Raw genomic sequence first — 18,023 nt, 5'->3', positions numbered from 1 at the left:
TACACTCAGCGTCAATTATGGGGTAAACGCCCACTACGACAAAAAACCTGAGTGTAACCATGCCATTCTCCAAACTTGGCCTGAGCCAACCGATCACCGACGTGATTTCTCAACTTGGCTACAGCAAGCCAACTACAATTCAACAACAAGCGATTCCAGTGATCTTACGTGGTGATGACCTTATCGCTGCGGCACAGACGGGAACCGGTAAAACCGCCAGCTTTGTTCTGCCAATTTTACAAAAGCTCAGTCAAGGGCAAACCCAGCGTAAGAAACGCATTCGCGCTCTCATCCTTGCTCCTACCCGTGAGCTTGCAATGCAAGTTGAGCAAAAGGTACAAGATTATAGTAAGAATCTGTCTCTCACCTCTCTCGCTATGTACGGTGGCGTCGATGAGAGTAGCCAGAAACAAGCATTAATCGATGGTGTCGATATTCTGGTTGCAACACCAGGCCGCCTAATTGATATGTATGGCAAACGCGCAGTGCATTTCGATGAAGTCGAAGTGCTGGTACTCGATGAAGCAGACCGAATGCTCGACATGGGCTTCATTGAAGACATCAACAAGATTCTCGATCGTTTGCCTACCGATATTCAGCATCTTCTGTTTTCGGCAACCCTGTCGAACAAGGTGCGCGATCTGGCTAAAACCGCGGTTCATGACCCATATGAAATCTCTATTGCAGCCAACCAAGCATCAAAGAAAAACATTGAGCAATGGCTGATAACGGTAGACAAAGACAGAAAATCAGCGCTGCTGAGTCATCTGATCAATGAGAATGACTGGGATCAGGCGCTGATTTTTATCGAAACTAAACATGGCGCAGCCAAGCTGGCGTCGCAGCTTGAAAAGCGCGGCATCATTGCTGAAGCGTTTCACAGTGGCCGAAGTCAGGCGGTGCGTTCACAACTACTCGCTGACTTCAAAGCAGGCAAAATTAAATACATGATTGCGACAGGCGTCGGCGCTCGCGGTATTGATATTGAAGGGCTATCGAGAGTCATTAACTATGATCTGCCATTCCCAGCAGACGAGTATGTTCATCGCATTGGTCGTACGGGTCGTGCGGATGCGCAAGGTGAAGCGATTTCATTTGTCTCGAAAGATAACTTCAAGAACCTTTGCATGATCGAATCTCGTTTAGGTCACTTGATTGAGCGCCGTGAAATTGAAGGTTTTGAACCTCGTAAGCCAGTGCCGATTTCTATCTTAAACTATGTGCCAAAACACAAACGCCAACAAAAGGATAATTGATGAACGCACCAACTAAAATTACCTTTTTTGAGTTTCTGACTCCGTTGATCACGGCGGGAAAAAAGACCATTACCATCCGTGATGAGTCTGAGTCCCATTATGTTCCAGGAACGGAAGTGGAGGTGTACACCTTAGAAACTGACCAAAAAGTCTGCAACATTAAGATACTGTCGGTTAACCCCCTCCACTTTGATGATATCAACGAGTTCCATGCCGAGCAGGAATCGATTGAACTACCAAAACTCAAAGCACTGATTAGGGAGATTTACCCTAATACAGACACCCTTTTCGAAATCAGTTACGAGCTCGTTTAAGTGGCTTAACGCAGGCTACCAACGGTAGCCTGTGTCTTCTCATCAAGTTAATCTAGGTTCCGCCTGTTCGTTCGATCATTCTCTTAGCCAGTCCATGGTTATGTCACGAAAAACAAAAACTAGACGACTGGTCTAATAATAAGGAACTACCCATGACTAATTCAACGAATCGCCGCATTGTCCTCGCTTCAAGACCGGTAGGTGCTCCGGTCGACAGTAACTTCCGTCTTGAGAATGTCGATAAACCAACACCTGCCCAAGGAGAAATGCTACTTCGCAGTGTTTACCTTTCTCTTGATCCCTACATGCGTGGACGTATGAGCGATGCTAAATCTTACGCCGATCCTGTCGCTTTGGGTGAAGTGATGGTTGGCGGTAGCGTTTGTCAGGTAGAGCAATCCAACCACCCTGACTTTGAAGTCGGTTAATGGGTTCTCGCCTTTACCGGTTGGCAGGACTACGGCATTTCAAATGGAGAAGGTCTCATTAAGATGGGTAAAGCACCTTCTCATCCATCTTATGCGTTAGGCGTTATGGGCATGCCAGACTTCACCGCTTACATGGGGCAATGGCTAGCTGAAGGCAAAATTCACTACCGCGAGCATCTGGTTGAAGGTCTAGAAAACGCACCACAAGCCTTTATCGGCCTGCTGGAAGGAAAAAACTTCGGTAAACTCGTTGTTCAAACCAACGCTGCCCTTTGATCTAAACGTAGTGATCGAACACTAAAACATCATGCCAAAGAGGGCTCACTGTGGTGAGCCCTCTTTGCTGTTTCGAATCCAACCCAACCGTCCTCAACGTCTTTTCCAATCCGCGCTATTTGCTGAAGATAAAATTTGGCAATCGTGCAAAACCTACACTAAATTTATTGATGAAACCAAATAGGAAAAGAGGTGCATATATCACCTCTCTATTGGCTTAGCTCTGTAGGAACAATGAGGGGTGAACCATGAAAAGCTTCGATTTTTTTAGACTGTTTGACACCAAAGAGCTGTTTATTTTTTACTGATTTTTGCCTAGCGCTTTAATCAATACAGAGGTATCCATACGGCCATAGCCATCTTTTTGCAGTTGAGCGTATCGTTGGTCAATATCTTTAGTCAGAGGCAACTCGATACCAACTCGTTTTGCTTCTTTAAGACAGAATCCAAGATCTTTACGCATCCAATCGATGGCGAAGCCGAAATCAAACAGATCGTTAGCCATAGTGACTGCGCGATTCTCCATTTGCCATGATCCTGCGGCACCATGCTTTAAAGTATCAACGACTTTTTCAACATCAAGACCCGTTTTCTGCGCAAGCAAAATGGCTTCGCTGAGGCCTTGCAATACCGCACCCACACAAATCTGGTTAACCATCTTACAGCGTTGACCCTGCCCGTTTTCACCAAACAAGCTGACTTGTTTCGCATAGGCATCCATCACGGGAGATACGGCATCAAATACACTCTGATCACCACCGCACATGATGGTCAACACGCCATTTTCTGCGCCTGCTTGTCCACCAGAAACAGGGGCGTCAATAAAGGCATTTCCATTCTCTTTCGCCGCATCTGCCAACTCAATCGCCAACTCTGCCGACGTCGTCGTATGATCAACCAATACTGCTCCTGGTTTTAGCCCTGCCAAGACACCATCTTCACCGTAAACAACGCTGCGCACGTCATCATCGTTACCAACACAGACAAAAACCACATCGCAATCTTGCGCGGCTTCTCTCGGTGTTGCACATGCTGTTCCTTGATACTCTTCAGCCCAACGCTCTGCCTTAGCCGATGTGCGGTTATACACCTTAGTCTCGTTTCCCGCTTTGCTAAGATAACCCGCCATTGGATAGCCCATCACTCCTAATCCGATGAAGGCGACTTTGTTGTTCATGACTCTATCTCTCTGTTATAGATTGTTGTGTTGCCAGTGTACTAAATAATGGCGGACAAATTAACTTCTCAAACGAACTGTTGTTCACATTCGAAAAGTACGCAAACTTAGCATTGTTTGTCACCGATAAGGGCAGATTAACCAACCACCTCTACCCATTTACAAAACAAATCGCCCCAGCGAAGACGATTAAAATTGTCGAGATATCATTGATATGCTCTTTTACTCACTTGGCTAATTGTGCCAGAATCAACGCAGTTACTTCCATGTTAAATAAGTTGTCACATGAATTATCAAGCCGCTATCTTCGATATGGATGGCCTTCTACTCGACACTGAACGTGTCTGTATGCGCGTCTTCAAACAGGCCTGCGCTACAACCCATCAACCTTTCCATGAAGAGGTTTACCGATCGATTATTGGTTGTAACTCTGCAACGATTGAGAAGATCTTTCGTCACGCTTATGGGGAGCACTACCAAACCGTACACGATGAGTGGCGAGTCAACTACAACGCTATCGTCAAGCATCAGGCAATACCTGTCAAAGATGGCGTTATAGAGCTACTGGAGTGGCTAAAAAGCCACAAGATTCCAACGGCTGTCGCCACTTCAACACATAAGGATGTCGCCACTTTTAAGCTTCAACTGGCAGGTCTCGATAAGTATTTTGATAGCCTGACTTGTGGTTGCGAAGTGTCACATGGCAAACCTGATCCAGAGATTTACCTACTCGCCGCAACGCGTTTGGGAGTAGACCCGACTAGGTGTCTCGCGTTTGAAGACTCAAACAATGGTGTACGTAGTGCAGTGGCAGCGCGAATGAATACCTATCAAATCCCAGATCTGCTTGAACCTAGTGAGGATGTGATCGCCCTTGGCCACCAGATCCTGCCATCATTGCATGATGCCCTAGCCGATTTAAAACAGCAGTAATCTCGACAGCGAGTAAGCATTTCTCATCATTGGTTTACTCGCTACTTCTTCGCCGACCATCTTGTCGAACACGGCACCTCGCCCTTATACCCTTTACCAATTTTCAATAACTAAGCGTTCTATAGGCAGTTTGTTACTTAGGGTTTTTATCGCCTAAAGTGACCCAATAATAGTATTGAACGCAATCCGAATAAGGAACGACAATGACAACTCAATACGTACCACCTAAAGTTTGGAAGAACGAACCTAGCTCAGGCAACCAATGGGCAAATATTAATCGCCCAGAAGCAGGGGCTCGATTTGAAAGGGATCTACCTGTTGGCGAACATCCCCTTCAGCTCTACTCTTTAGGCACTCCGAATGGCCAAAAAGTCACCATTTTATTGGAAGAGTTACTCGCCCTTGGTATTAAGGAGGCGGAGTATGATGCGCACCTAATTAAAATTGGGGATTCCGATCAGTTCTCTTCAGGATTCGTTGCCGTAAACCCGAACTCTAAGATACCTGCGTTGGTCGACAATTCAGGCGAAACACCTGAGAACGTGTTTGAATCGGCGTCAATTTTGGTTCACTTAGCAGAAAAATTTGGCAAGTTCTTACCACAAAGTGGGCCTGCCCGTACCCAAACCTTCAACTGGTTGTTCTGGGCTCAAGGTTCCGCACCATTCTTGGGTGGAGGCTTTGGCCACTTCTACGCGTATGCCGATGAGAAGCAAGAATACCCGATTAACCGCTTTGCGATGGAAGCCAAACGTCAGTTAGATGTACTGGACAAGCAGTTGGCAAACAACACCTTCGTCGCTGGTGAAGAGTACACGATTGCGGATATGGCGATCTGGCCATGGTATGGAAACCTAGTACTAGGCAAATTGTATAACGCAGCTGAGTTCTTACAGGTAGAGAGTTACACCCATGTGGTCCGTTGGGCAAAACAGATTGAGTCTCGTCAAGCCGTACAGCGAGGACGTATTGTGAACCGACCATTTGGTGAAGAGTGGGAACAGGTGCTCGAACGCCATAGCGCAGAGGATATCGATAAAGTCATGGCGTTAAAGCCAGAGTAAGGATGACCGGTGCTGAAAGAGGATGATGTCAGGAAGGCTAGAAAGTACACATCCTTGTGTCGTATTGCTCTGAGTTAAATCCAAACCAGAGACAACAGCAAAAATGGTAAGGCAATTGCCGACGCCATTTTTGCTAACGCCAAAAATTCTCGCATCATCACTTCACGCATAGGTGAAACAATCGCTGTAGAATATGACGCCGCAACTTGTGCACTGTTCATAAACCCTCAAACGGATAGAGTGTTAAGGAGCGGCGATTCTACAGACTGCCTACTGCGAGTTCAACCATAGTAACAGTTGAATCTGTTTCGTCCGGCTAGCGCCATTAAAGAAACCCAATCTTAGTGATCACCATTTTATGGTCAGAGCCGTTTGGATGATTGATACTTCGTCGTTCACATATCCGCCTTCCTTCCAAGGATGACTTTAACCATAAGTGATCAATCGCAATCATTGAAAAATCGGGGGTCGCAACCTCTTGAGCCCAATTAGGCCAACTCGCCACTGGCACCGTTTGAAAACTTGGCAAAATCTGACCAAACCTCAGACTGACCGCGGATAGGTTGAAATCTCCAACCACCAGCATTTCATCGCTCGGATAAAGTTCAATGATAGACTCTATCGTCCTTATCAAGGCATTACGTCGATACCAGAGCTCTTTAGTCCTTGGTGAAGGAGGATGTGCAGCAATAAAGGTCACCGCACTATGCTTATTTGGCATCCACACACCGTGGATGATGGCTTGCTGATCTGGCGTCATGTACACGGAGACGTCTCGCAGTGGCGCTCGACTTAAAATCATCTGGCTAGAAGGGTAACCAATTCCCTCTTGTCCGCCGTAGTAATAGGGATACACATCATCGAGTGTCTTGAGTTTTTCACCTATCTCAGGCGCAACCTCTTGCAGCACGACTAAATCAGTGGGATTCGATAGCAGGCGGTTTATAAATTGATTGATGTTTCTGTTGCCGTAGTAAAGATTAAACTGACTCACTGTGATCGGATTAACGCAGTTGGTGACTAAAGTGTGCTGAGAGTTTGGAGCGAGGAGCAAGAACACACCCGATAACAAAACAGACACGACACCCTGCGCCCAACACTTCTTCAATATCAAGGCCAACGCGAGTCCCCAGTAGATCAATAGAAAGACCGCCGGAAAAGCGACAATGTTTTCAATCCACCAAGTCGATTCATAAAATGAGAATCCGACCCATGTCAATGTTGGACTGAAGATCAATAACCAGACTAAGCTGCGCTTTATCAATCGGCTCTCCTTATGCACGATATCAACCAAGTATGCGTCAAGCTGTCACATTTCTCCGCTACACTATGAAATATAGCTCAACTCAAGTGACTAACAGTCAGCTACCCCTGCGCACAAATGCATAATTATGCAATTTTAATCTTAAAATCCTGATTCGTAATGCAATTCAATACATACCGTGAGATCTCAAAGTGTTAAGATTTAGAACAATTAACACTGATATTTTTAACATTTCATTAAACGATTGCTATAATCTAAGTTCTTATTTTTAGGCAACTTACGGTATTACATGACCAAGCTTACGGATAAAAAACTGCTGAACTTAATTACTTATGCTCCAGCTTCCATCGTTGCTGTCTTCACTCTATTCTGGATAATCCTTACCGCAAGAGACGTCATTCTAAACTCAGAAGAGCAATTACGCGCATTACGCCAAGAACATCAACAACAGCAACTGGCAACCCTAACCAGCCGAGTCGAATATGTTGAGCAGCAAATCCGCTACGCACGCACTCAAACAGAAGCCGAATTAGAAAGCACGATCAAAGAGCAGATATATCAAGCTCACAACATCGCGACACGCCTATACGAAAGCAACAAATCTTTGCCCGAGGCTGAAGTCACCAAACTCATTACCGATGCCCTCCGCGATATACGTTTCAATAACGGTCGTGGTTACTTCTTTATTTACAAAACCGATGGTTTGAGCATCATGCATCCCCTACTTCCTCGTGTCGAAGGAACCTCTTTGTGGGATTTTAAAGATGTTCGCGGCAGCTACATCGTCCGCGAGATGGGAGAAGAGGTGAAAAAGCATGGCGAAGCATTCTATCGCTGGTGGTTTGTTAAGCCAGATAACAAAAATAAAGAGTTTGAAAAAGTTGGCTTTGGTAAGTACTTCGAACCCTATGACTGGTTTATCGGTACGGGCGACTATGTCGTCGATGTAGAAAATGATATCAAGAAAAGGGTTCTTCACTGGTTGATAAATCTTAGATTTGATCAATTTGGCTATGTGTTCGTCATCGAAAATGACGGGACGATTCTTTCGCACATTGAGTCTGACTTGATTGGCAAGAATGCGTATAACCTCGACAGTTCCGAATCTTTACAAGGCGCTTCAGCCCTCATGGACGCCAATAGAGAATTTGTACACTACAAAGCCACCTTTGGACCTGAAGATATCTCAGATTACTCTAAAACCAGTTACGTCGTTCAAGATGAAAGCTGGCAATGGACAATCGGCGCCGGTGTGTATGATGAAATCAATATGCGCTATCTCGCCTCTGTCGAGCAGCAGGCTAAACTTGAACAACGCAGCACCTTACAGCAGCTGTTAGTCATTGGGCTAAGCACAACCGCCATCGTGGCTCTTTTCTCCATTGCTTTAAGCCGTCTCATCGCCAAACGCTTTAAGCGATTTGAAAAACGAATCAACAACGACTTCGAGTATTTGCAGTCCACCAAGGATCAATTGGAGTACATTGCTTCCCATGATGAACTCACTGGCCTACCCAACCGTTCTCAGTTACATCAACGTATTAGAGAAGGCATCAAGCAATCGGAGCAAGCATGTTGTCAGTTAGCGGTGATGTTTGTAGACCTTGATGACTTTAAGAAAGTGAACGATTTATATGGCCACACCGCAGGAGACCGTCTACTCAGTGAAATCGGTAAGAAGTTTGAAGCATTTCTTGGGCCCAACGATTTTGTAGCGCGTTTCGGTGGCGATGAGTTTATCTTCTGTTTCTCCGGCTTAACTAATCTCGCTGAAACCGAAGCAAAAGTTGACAGTATTAAGCAAGTCTTTAAGCAGCAATTTGTCATCGATGGCAAGGTGCTATTTGCCAGTTGCTCTATCGGTGTCTCTATGTACCCTTCCGATGGTGATGAACCCGAAGAGCTCATTTCCAAAGCTGATATCGTGCTCTACAAGTCGAAGGCTCGTCAAAAAGGTGATGTACTGTTTTTCGATAGCAGTATTAACAAACAAGTTCAGTATGACTTCCTACTCGAACGCGAATTACGCGGTGCGGTTGAGCGCGGTGAGCTTTCCGTGGTTTATCAGCCACAGATTTGTGCAGACAGCGGTAAACTGTACGGAGTTGAAAGCTTGCTACGCTGGAGCAATACTCAACTTGGCCATGTCTCTCCACTGGAGTTTATTTCTCTGGCAGAAGAGATTGGTCTGATACATCAGTTAGGCGACTTTGTAATTAATAAGGCGTGCGAGGAGTTTAGCCAACTGTTCCCTTCTCCTCAATTTGATTTGGTTCTTTCAATCAACATCTCACCGATGCAGTTGATGAACGAACAGCTTATTCCTAACTTGCTGGCGGCAACCGATAGGCACCAGTTGCCTAATCATCGAGTGACATTAGAAATCACCGAAAATGTCCTTATTAGCGATCTCCCTAAAGTCGCACCTGTCATTAGCAAACTGAAGGAACTTGGGTTCACTATATCACTAGATGATTTTGGTACAGGCTATTCATCGTTAAGCTATCTGAGCAACCTACCACTCGACGAGCTCAAAATTGATCGAGTCTTCGTCGACAAGATGCTGAGTTCGGAGCAGAGTGATTCGCTCGTTAAAGCGATCCTTGCGATTGCCAAGTCTGCGGAAATGCGTGTCGTTGCTGAAGGGGTCGAAACGGAAGCCCAGAGAAGGATTTTGATCGAATACGGATGTGATGTGCTGCAAGGCTATTTAATTGAACGCCCTATCAGTATCGATCAATTAGCAGAAAGGTACGCGTCGACCATACAAGAAAACTCGACGTCGAAGACAAATCTGTAGCCCGAAGATTTCATATTTGGAATTTATCTTTGCGTTTTTACTGTTTAACCAATCGTGACAAAAGTGTTACTTTAAACGTCATTGGTTACACTGATATAAAGAAATTCCAAAGACCGAACACTCTTTATAACAGTTTAAATAAGGATATGGACCAACAATCTCCAAACAAACAATATGAATTGTTGCCCTTTTTAGCCCGTGCAGTTGCCCACTGTACGGGCATTTTCTTTTCTAGCATGTCCACTTACGCGATACGTCACAAATTAATCACTTGTTTAAATATTGATTAATTTTTGTCGTGTCGAACAAATCATAGCCACACTATAATTAATCGTCTGTTTAATATAAGAGATTTTGGTGTGACGACTAAGCCACGTAAAGCAGGACGTCCCAGTGACAGTATCGATGCTCGACAACAACTGATCCATCAAGCCAGAGAGCTGTTTACTGTCATGGCTTACGATAAGGTATCGACTCGACTTATCGCCAACCGCGCAGGCGTCAATGTTGCCATGATCCGCTATTACTTCGGTAACAAAGAAGGATTATTTGAAACCATGTTGCGTGAAACCTTGGAGCCAATGCGACGGCAAATGCAGGTACTGTTAAAAGAGAGTTCTCAGAAGAACTTTCTCGATATCAGCCAACCCATGCAACAGGTTATGTTTATGAAACTCGTTGAGGGCAAAATCCTCAGGCCAGATGCTGACCCGAAACTGTGTAAAGTCTCCTACATCAGTCTGATGGTCTTTCCGTTTATTGCACCGCCTGCTTTGCTCGCGATTCATGGCATTGAACTGAATGAAGCCTTCTTAGACCGACTGCTCGAACACAACATCAAACTCATGACTCACGGATTTCTGCAATCCAACCACCAGCAGGATTAACATCAATGAAAATTAACAAGAAACTACTGTTCTTCCCCGCACTCGCTGTTGGCGTGATCACCCTGATTATCGCGGTAAAAATGAAACCTGATCTGCCCGTTAAACCCGCTGGCGATCGCGCCCGTTTAGTCGAAACCGCAACGTTAGAACTCAAGTCAATGGCTCCGCAGGCTATCGGGTTTGGTAAAATTGCCCCTAAATTAGAGTGGAAAGCGATCGCCGAGGTCACAGGTAAAATCGTCTTCCGCCATCCGAGACTTGAAAAAGGGCAGGTTCTTCAAGCCGGAACAGAAATCCTGCGTATCGACCCACTCGATTATGAACTAAAACTGGTTCAAGCTCAGGCTGATCTCAAATCTGCTCAAACCTCTTTCGCTAAGCTGAATCAAGAAGAAGATAACCTTAAACAAACCTTAAAGATCGAACGTAACCGACTTGAGATTGCGAACAAAGAGTTACAACGGAAACAGAATCTGCGCACTAAAGGGCTGACATCTCAGTCAGATGTCGATCAACAAGAGCAAAGTGCGTTATCACAACGCAAACTGGTTCTGGACATCGAAAACCAAATTGGACTGATGCCAGATGAAAAACGTGTCGCGCAAGCCTTAGTTAAAGTCAATGCATCGAAAGTTGATGAAGCACAGCGTTCCCTTGAGAAAACCATTATTACTCTTCCGTATGATCTGCGAATTGCCTCAGTCGATGTCGAGCAAAATCAAGTTGTGAACCTCCAGCAAACGATGGTCACCGCACATGGTATGGGCGTGATGGAAGTTGAAGCGCAGTTATCGATTCACGACATGCAGACCCTTGCATCTAGTCTTGGAGAGTTTGGCCGTGATGCGAATGGGATTCCTCAGCCTGACATGACCTTCATTGATGCCTATATCGAACTAAGTAGCGGAAGCTTGAAGGCAACATGGCCTGCCAAAGTTGCCCGTATCAGTGAAACGGTTGACCCAAATCAGGCAACAGCGGGCGTGATTCTAGAAATCGAGCAAGACTACCGCAACCTCAACCCGACGTCCGCACCGCCACTGGTCAACGGTATGTTTGTCCGAGCGGTCATTGAAGGTCAGGCCAATCCAAGTTGGGTCATCCCTGAACGCGCTTTGCACGGTGACAAAATCTATCTGATGAATCAGGAAAACCAGTTGGAAATCCATGCTGTCGAAGTACTGTATCGCCGAGACAACCAAGTAGTCATCGATGGTGATTTTAGCCAAGGGGATCAACTGATTGTTAATGATCTTCTTCCTGCCATTGAAGGGATGCTGCTTAAAACAGCGAACAGTAGCGATCAGGAGTCAACGCAATGATCCGATTCTTTGCCAAGCATCCGACAGCCGCCAACCTGATGATGCTCGCCCTATTAGTACTCGGCCTTACCTCATTACCCAACATCAAAAGGGAGACTTTCCCCGAGTTTGATCCACCCTATATTATGGCCGGCGTCGTCTACCCGGGTGCATCTCCTCAAGAAGTCGAGGAGAGCATCTGTGTAAGAATGGAAGATGCCGTCGATGGATTAGCCAATATTGAAGAGACCCAATGTGAAGCCGTTGAAGGTTCAGCGCGCCTGATCCTCAAGCTCAATGAGAAAGCCGATATTGGTCGGATGCTGGTTGATGTTCAGACTCAAATTAACTCTATCAATGACTTCCCTCAACAGATTGAGTCCCCTGTCGTTCAAGAACTAGACTGGAACGAGCCTGTCGTTGATGTCGCGATTACTGCCGATACCACTTGGCCTGAGCTAAAAGCGTATGCCGAACAGCTTAAACGAACGTTAAAGCTCGATTATGATGTTTCGTTGGTCGATGTAGCAGGCTTTTCGGATCACCAGTTTAGAGTCGAGCTTGATGGGCAAGCGATGCGTCAATTGGGTCTCAGTGTTGGCGATATCGCTGATCAGATTGGTCGTCAGAATATCAAGCTACCAAGCGGAAACGTTGAAACTCCCGACAAAAACTTCCTGATCCGTTTTGATGAGCGACGCATCACTCCACAAGAAATGGAAAGCATTGTTGTCGGTTCAGGCCCCAATGTATCGCTCATACGTCTTAGAGACATCGCTACCATCACTGATCGCTTCGAACTGGACGAACAAAAAGTGCTATTCGATGGCCATCCTTCTGCACTGCTTAAAGTCAGTAAAAACAAAGAAGATGATGCGCTGCGTATCAAAGAGCGTGTCGCCCAGTTTGTGGAAGAACAACAGGCTATTGCGCCCATGGGTGTCAAACTTGAGCTGACCAATGATCTCTCATCCGTACTCTGGGATCGCTTAACTATGATGGTACGCAACGGCTGGCAAGGTATTGTCTTAGTGTTTGCTACCATGTGGTTGTTCTTCACTCTTCGTTACTCATTTTGGGTTGCCGCCGGTTTGCCAGTCGCGTTTCTTGGCGGTCTGTTCTTAATGGCACAACTCGGACTGTCAATCAACATCATGTCGCTGGTGGGTCTTCTGATGGCAATAGGCATCATGATGGATGATGCTATCGTGATCGCCGAGTCTATCGCATCACACCTAGATCGTGGTGAAGAGGTGGATGACGCTGTGATAAAAGGGGTGAAAAAGGTTCTGCCCGGCGTTATCTCTTCGTTCCTAACCACTGTGTGTATCTTTGGCAGTCTATTGTTTCTCGAAGGAGAGATGGGGGCGGTTCTGAAAGCCGTTCCGCAAGTGCTCATTTTGGTTCTAACGTTAAGCTTGGTGGAAGCATTTTTAATCCTGCCTAACCACTTATCCCATTCGTTACACCGAGAAAAAAACGATCAACCACCTGCTAAGTTCAAACAAAAGCTCCTCGATAAGTTTGAGAACTTCCGTAACACCACCCTAGTCTATGGTGTCGAAAAAGTGGTCGAATACCGCTACGCCTTCCTCGGTAGTATCGTCGCGTTACTTCTGATTTCAATAGCCACCATTGCTGGTGGACTACTTAAATTCCAACCATTTCCAGAATTAGATGGCGATATCGCTGAAGCTCGTATCATTTTACCTCCCGGCTCGTCTCTCTCCCAGACCGAAGCTGTGGTCGATAAAATCGTCGCTTCCGCTCGTAAGCTTGATAAAGAGTGGAGTGAAACTGTCGAAAATGGCACACCGCTGATCGAGCATATTACCAGTCAGTTTAACGCCAACGCGGACGCCAACGAGTCTGGCCCTCATATCGCGACCGTCAGGCTTGACTTGCTCGGGGCAGAAAGCCGCAACACAGTCATCGATGAGTTTATTGCCGCATGGAGAAAAGATATTGGAGAGCTCGCCGATCCTATCTCTCTGGTATTTAAACAACCCACTATGGGACCAGGAGGACGAGCCATTGAAATCCGCGCCGAACATGATGATCTTAACGCCTTAAAAGCGGCCTCGATCGATATTCAGCAGTACTTAAAAGAGTTTGATGGCGTTCACGGCGTACTCGATGACATGCGCATGGGCAAGGAAGAGGTGCTCGTCAAACTAAGACCGGGCGCTGAAACCTACGGAGTCAATGGTCAGCTTATCGCCAACCAACTGAGAGCCGCTTTCTTTGGTCAAACGGCCGATGAGATTCAGGTTGGCGTCGAAAACATCTCCGTTGAGGTGCGATTAAATAAGGTTCAAGCGGGCGATCTACAGCAGTTAGCTAACTTCCCGATCATTGTCGCTGACGGTAGCCAAATTCCCTTGGCAACCATCGCGACGCTCGATTTCCAGAGAAACTATGTACGCATACAGCGCATTGACGGATTGAGAACCATCAGTGTTTTTGGTGACACAGACAATACCAAAGTCAACTCAACCGCTATCATCAATCAGTTCCAGAAAGATGAAGCGCCTAAGTTAATGGCTAAGTATCCGGGGCTACGCTTTGATTTTGAAGGGGAAGCAAAAGACACCGCAGAAACCAGTTCTTCGATGGCGAAAGGCTTCTTGCTCGGACTGTTCGGTGTATTCACCATCTTGAGCTATCAGTTCCGCAGCTACTTAGAACCGTTTGTGGTTATGCTCGCCATTCCACTCGCTTTTATCGGTGTAGTATGGGGACATATTCTGCTTGGTCACTCACTCAGCATGCCAAGTATGATGGGATTTGTTTCTTTGGCGGGGATAGTGGTCAATGACTCTATCCTGCTGGTGCAGTATATCCGTCACCATGTGGATGAAGGAGACAATGTCCATAACTCGGTTGTAAAAGCGAGCAGAGAGAGGTTCCGCGCGGTTTTCTTAACGTCGATGACTACGGCTGCGGGTTTGCTACCACTGCTCACTGAAACCAGCTTGCAGGCGCAAGTGATTCAACCACTAGTGATCTCTATCGTCTTTGGTATTTTTGCCTCCACACTTCTAGTGTTGTTTATGATCCCCGCCGCCTACGCCGTATTGGCTGACTTCGGTTTGGTTCATAAACATCAAGAAATCTGATGGTCGAAACATTAAAATAAAAATAAGCCAGACAAGATGCCTGGCTTATTTTTTATCTACCGAGAACATTGCTCAAGACGTGGTTTGTGCCTTCGCTTTCGCTCGTGGAAACAGGCGTTTTAGCTTGCCAAACACGCCTTTGATATCCTCCAACATCAAATAGAGACATGGGACGAGAACCAGCGTCAGCAGTGTTGCAAACAAAACGGCGAAACCGAGTGCGACCGCCATAGGTATGACAAACCTTGCCTGAAGACTGGTTTCAAACATAATCGGCAGTACACCTACAAAGGTAGTAATGGAAGTTAGTATGATGGCTCGGAATCGAGCACAGCCAGCTTCTATCACGGCTTCTTTGATCGTCACGCCTTGCGCTCGAACCTGATTGACATAATCTGTCATCACCAAGGAGTCGTTAACCACCACCCCCGCGGCAGCGATAAGACCAAATGTCGACATCATGCTCAGATCGAGTCCAAACCAATAGTGTCCCCAGATCGCCCCAGTTAGACTAAACGGAATGACAGACATAATGATCAGCGGCTGAGTGTAGCTCTTGAGCGGCACAGCCAGCAGGATATAAACAATGATCATGCCAGCAACAAAGAAGATTTTTTGCTCATTTTGCTGAGCTTGTTGCTCTTCTATCGAGCCACCAAGTTGGCTCTTAACGCCGGGATAAGATGTCAAAATGTCTGGAATGATTTCATCGGAGATCTGACCAACAACCTGATTCGGCTCAACCAGTTCCTCATCAATAGAACCATAGACATACACACTGCGATAGCCACCTTCTCGTCGAATACTGCTCACGCCAGGTTGCTGATTAATTTCGACCACATCCCCCAGCATCACCTTTTTGCCTTCTGGAGTCGTAATGACGGCATATCGAAGTGAAGAGAACGCTTCACGAGTCAACTGTGGGTAGCGAACCATTACTTTAATTTCTTCACCATCGCGTAGCACTCGTTGTGCTTCGCCACCGTAAAAACTCCCACCGACCTGAGTGGCAATATCGAAGAGATCCAGACCGAGATCGTAGGCAACTGGTGCGAGAGAGAGCAGAACTTCCTGACTACCCGCATCAATAGATGAAGAGATATCAAACAAGCCTTTCTGCTGTTGCAGAGTCAAAATCAGATCGCGTCCAGCCGCATTCAGACTTTCAATATCCGACCCATAAAGCAAGAATCCGAACTCATCCCCTTTCTCATCATCGTTAACGTTGTCGGATACATTCAGCATCTTGAGCCCTGGGATATCTGGCAGACGTTCGCGCCATCTTCGCGCCAACTCAAATGTGGTAAATGGTCTCAGTTCCTCATCAACCAAAGGAATCACCAAGCGCCCCTCTTTTCTACCCTGACTAAAGGTGAGGATGTCACGAATCATTTTCTGACCCGTCTCTTGTTCGATCTCTTTATCAATCGTCAGAACCGTCGATTCGATGAGTTTCAACGCGTCTATCGTCTGTTCGCTAGAAACATTGTCGTTCATCACCAACTTAATACTTGGGAAATCATGAGGTACCTTAGGTGACGGGACGATTCGAACGTAACTCGCCATCACCATCGCGATACTGATAACGAGTATCGCGACAAAGCCAGCAAACACACTCCAACGCCAGTAGGTACAGGTTGTGACAAAACGTTTGTACGGCCCATTGATGAATGCAAAGAAACGAGTATTGAATCGATCTCGCCAACTGCCTTTCTTGATTGGAGTGAAATTAGAATGTGCCAAGTGCGCCGGAAGAATCAACTTCGACTCAATCAAACTAAAGAACAAACACAGAATAACAATCGACGCGATACCAAAGAAGAAGGCGCGTTCAATACCTTTAGACATCAAGAACGGAGCGAATACTGCCATGGTGGTAAGAACACCAAAGGTCGCAGGAGTCGCGACGCGTTTTACGCCTCGAACCACATTTTCAACCCCGCCACCTTTTTTCTCGATTTCACTATAAGCACTCTCGCCAATCACTATCGCGTCATCGACAACAATACCCAGCACCATAATGAAGGCAAACAGTGAAATAATATTGATACTGACACCAATCGCAGGCATCACCATCACCGCGCCGAGGAAACAGACAGGCAGACCGATCATCACCCACATTGCTAACTTAACGCGCAAGAATAGACTAAGCATGAGTGCGACCAAAACCGCACCTTGCAGTAGGTTCTTCAACATCATGTCTAAACGCGCATTCAGATAATAGGTCATATCAACCAGAGTTTTGATCTTCAGATCGGCTGGCAACGTTTGATTCTTTTGCTCAATATACGCTTTGACTGACTCCGCAACGGCGACCATGTTTTGATCTTTTGTCGCCTTAACCGAAAGGTACATCGCGTTTTGACCCGAATACTTGAAGTATCGATCATCTTCGGTAAAGCCATCTTTAATCGTGGCGATATCTTGTAAAAGAACCTTGCCACCATTGTTACCAATTTTGACTGGAATATCGCGGAACTCTTCACCGCTGTAATACTGATTCTCTATTCGTACCGAGATCATTCCCGCATTGGTGCGCACTTCACCCGCAGAATAGTTCGCTGAGTAACGCTTAATCGCGTTGCTAACGTCATTGAGCGTTAAACTGTACTTTTGCAGCACTTGAGGTTCGATTTCTATGGCGATCTCGTAATCAGGCGCCCCTAAATCAACCAAAGCCACATTCCCCAGTTGTAGCAACTCATCTTCAATCTGTTTAGCAATCGGCTTTAGCTCAAGTAAACTGCGATCACCGACCAGAGCCATCTCAATGACATCTTGACGCCACTCGTATTGGTAAACCTGAATCGGCTCCATGGCATCTGGGAAGTTCGAAGTGGCATCGACCTTCTGCTTAACCTTATCGAGAACATCATCGATATTCTCATTAACGTTCACTTCCAGCTCAATGTTACCGCTACCACGATATGCCGTGGATACCGCTTTTTTAATTCCCGTGACATCCTTCAACGACTCTTCAAGTTTGATTAGGATGCTCTCTTCAATTTCTTGTGGTGACGCCCCCGGATACTGTGCGCTGACATTGATGTAGTTGACCTCAATGTTGGGGAACATTTGTCTTTGTATGAAGAAAAAACTCACCGTCCCGACGATAAGAATGAACACCATCAGCAAGTTTGCCGCCACAGGGTTGTTGGCGAAATAGGCAATCAGCCCTGTTTGTTTCGTCTCTTCCATGCTCAA

Annotated in this window: 12 protein-coding genes and 1 pseudogene; 9 read left to right on the top strand and 4 right to left on the bottom strand. The window is 46.1% G+C overall.

Annotated features, from left to right (window positions below):
* Positions 1-59: 59 nt before the first annotated feature.
* From DA100_RS04575 to DA100_RS04565, 3 genes and pseudogenes are all read left to right on the top strand, one after another.
* Positions 60-1,256: a DEAD/DEAH box helicase gene (locus DA100_RS04575; protein WP_138971105.1), complete on the top strand. Its 1,197-nt coding sequence runs from the start codon at positions 60-62 to the stop codon at positions 1,254-1,256.
* Positions 1,253-1,570, top strand: coding sequence for a N(4)-acetylcytidine aminohydrolase (gene yqfB / locus DA100_RS04570; protein ID WP_138971104.1), 318 nt, complete (start codon positions 1,253-1,255; stop codon positions 1,568-1,570). Before DA100_RS04575 ends, yqfB begins: the two co-directional genes overlap by 4 nt.
* Positions 1,571-1,722: 152 nt before the next feature.
* Positions 1,723-2,274: pseudogene (locus DA100_RS04565) on the top strand (hypothetical protein).
* 301 nt (positions 2,275-2,575) lie between these two features.
* Here the strand turns inward: DA100_RS04565 and DA100_RS04560 are convergent.
* Positions 2,576-3,451, bottom strand: coding sequence for an NAD(P)-dependent oxidoreductase (locus DA100_RS04560; RefSeq protein WP_138971103.1), 876 nt, complete (start codon positions 3,449-3,451; stop codon positions 2,576-2,578).
* Between the two features lie 285 nt (positions 3,452-3,736).
* On the opposite strand from DA100_RS04560, the gene DA100_RS04555 reads away from it, so the two are divergent.
* Both DA100_RS04555 and yghU read left to right on the top strand, forming a co-directional pair.
* Entirely contained in the window at positions 3,737-4,384 is a 648-nt protein-coding gene (locus DA100_RS04555; protein ID WP_138971102.1) for an HAD family phosphatase, read from the top strand.
* A gap of 203 nt (positions 4,385-4,587) precedes the next feature.
* The gene (gene yghU, locus DA100_RS04550) at positions 4,588-5,448 is read left to right on the top strand and encodes a glutathione-dependent disulfide-bond oxidoreductase (protein ID WP_138971101.1); all 861 of its coding nucleotides are present in this window, start codon (positions 4,588-4,590) and stop codon (positions 5,446-5,448) included.
* A gap of 74 nt (positions 5,449-5,522) precedes the next feature.
* Here yghU and DA100_RS20850 read toward each other — a convergent pair whose 3' ends face one another.
* Both DA100_RS20850 and DA100_RS04545 read right to left on the bottom strand, forming a co-directional pair.
* On the bottom strand, positions 5,523-5,669 hold the full coding sequence (locus tag DA100_RS20850) for a hypothetical protein (protein ID WP_171052136.1): 147 nt from the start codon (positions 5,667-5,669) through the stop codon (positions 5,523-5,525).
* A 104-nt stretch (positions 5,670-5,773) separates the two neighbouring features.
* A complete protein-coding gene (locus tag DA100_RS04545; RefSeq protein WP_138971123.1) occupies positions 5,774-6,709 on the bottom strand; it encodes an endonuclease/exonuclease/phosphatase family protein in 936 nt (311 codons plus the stop codon).
* A gap of 292 nt (positions 6,710-7,001) precedes the next feature.
* On the opposite strand from DA100_RS04545, the gene DA100_RS04540 reads away from it, so the two are divergent.
* From DA100_RS04540 to DA100_RS04525, 4 genes are all read left to right on the top strand, one after another.
* Positions 7,002-9,512: a cache domain-containing protein gene (locus tag DA100_RS04540; protein WP_138971100.1), complete on the top strand. Its 2,511-nt coding sequence runs from the start codon at positions 7,002-7,004 to the stop codon at positions 9,510-9,512.
* A 359-nt stretch (positions 9,513-9,871) separates the two neighbouring features.
* On the top strand, positions 9,872-10,399 hold the full coding sequence (locus tag DA100_RS04535) for a TetR family transcriptional regulator (protein ID WP_138971099.1): 528 nt from the start codon (positions 9,872-9,874) through the stop codon (positions 10,397-10,399).
* A gap of 5 nt (positions 10,400-10,404) precedes the next feature.
* Entirely contained in the window at positions 10,405-11,721 is a 1,317-nt protein-coding gene (locus tag DA100_RS04530) for an HlyD family secretion protein (RefSeq protein ID WP_138971098.1), read from the top strand.
* Entirely contained in the window at positions 11,718-14,819 is a 3,102-nt protein-coding gene (locus DA100_RS04525) for an efflux RND transporter permease subunit (protein ID WP_138971097.1), read from the top strand. The genes DA100_RS04530 and DA100_RS04525 overlap by 4 nt, the downstream gene beginning before the upstream one ends.
* 72 nt (positions 14,820-14,891) lie before the next feature.
* Here DA100_RS04525 and DA100_RS04520 read toward each other — a convergent pair whose 3' ends face one another.
* On the bottom strand, positions 14,892-18,017 hold the full coding sequence (locus tag DA100_RS04520; protein ID WP_138971096.1) for an efflux RND transporter permease subunit: 3,126 nt from the start codon (positions 18,015-18,017) through the stop codon (positions 14,892-14,894).
* Between the last annotated feature and the right edge of the window lie 6 nt (positions 18,018-18,023).

It is taken from the genome of Vibrio sp. Hep-1b-8, assembly GCF_006124995.1.
Classification (GTDB): domain Bacteria; phylum Pseudomonadota; class Gammaproteobacteria; order Enterobacterales; family Vibrionaceae; genus Vibrio.
Note: the sequence above shows the minus strand (reverse complement) of the source record. Positions and strands in the feature narration are given on the sequence as shown.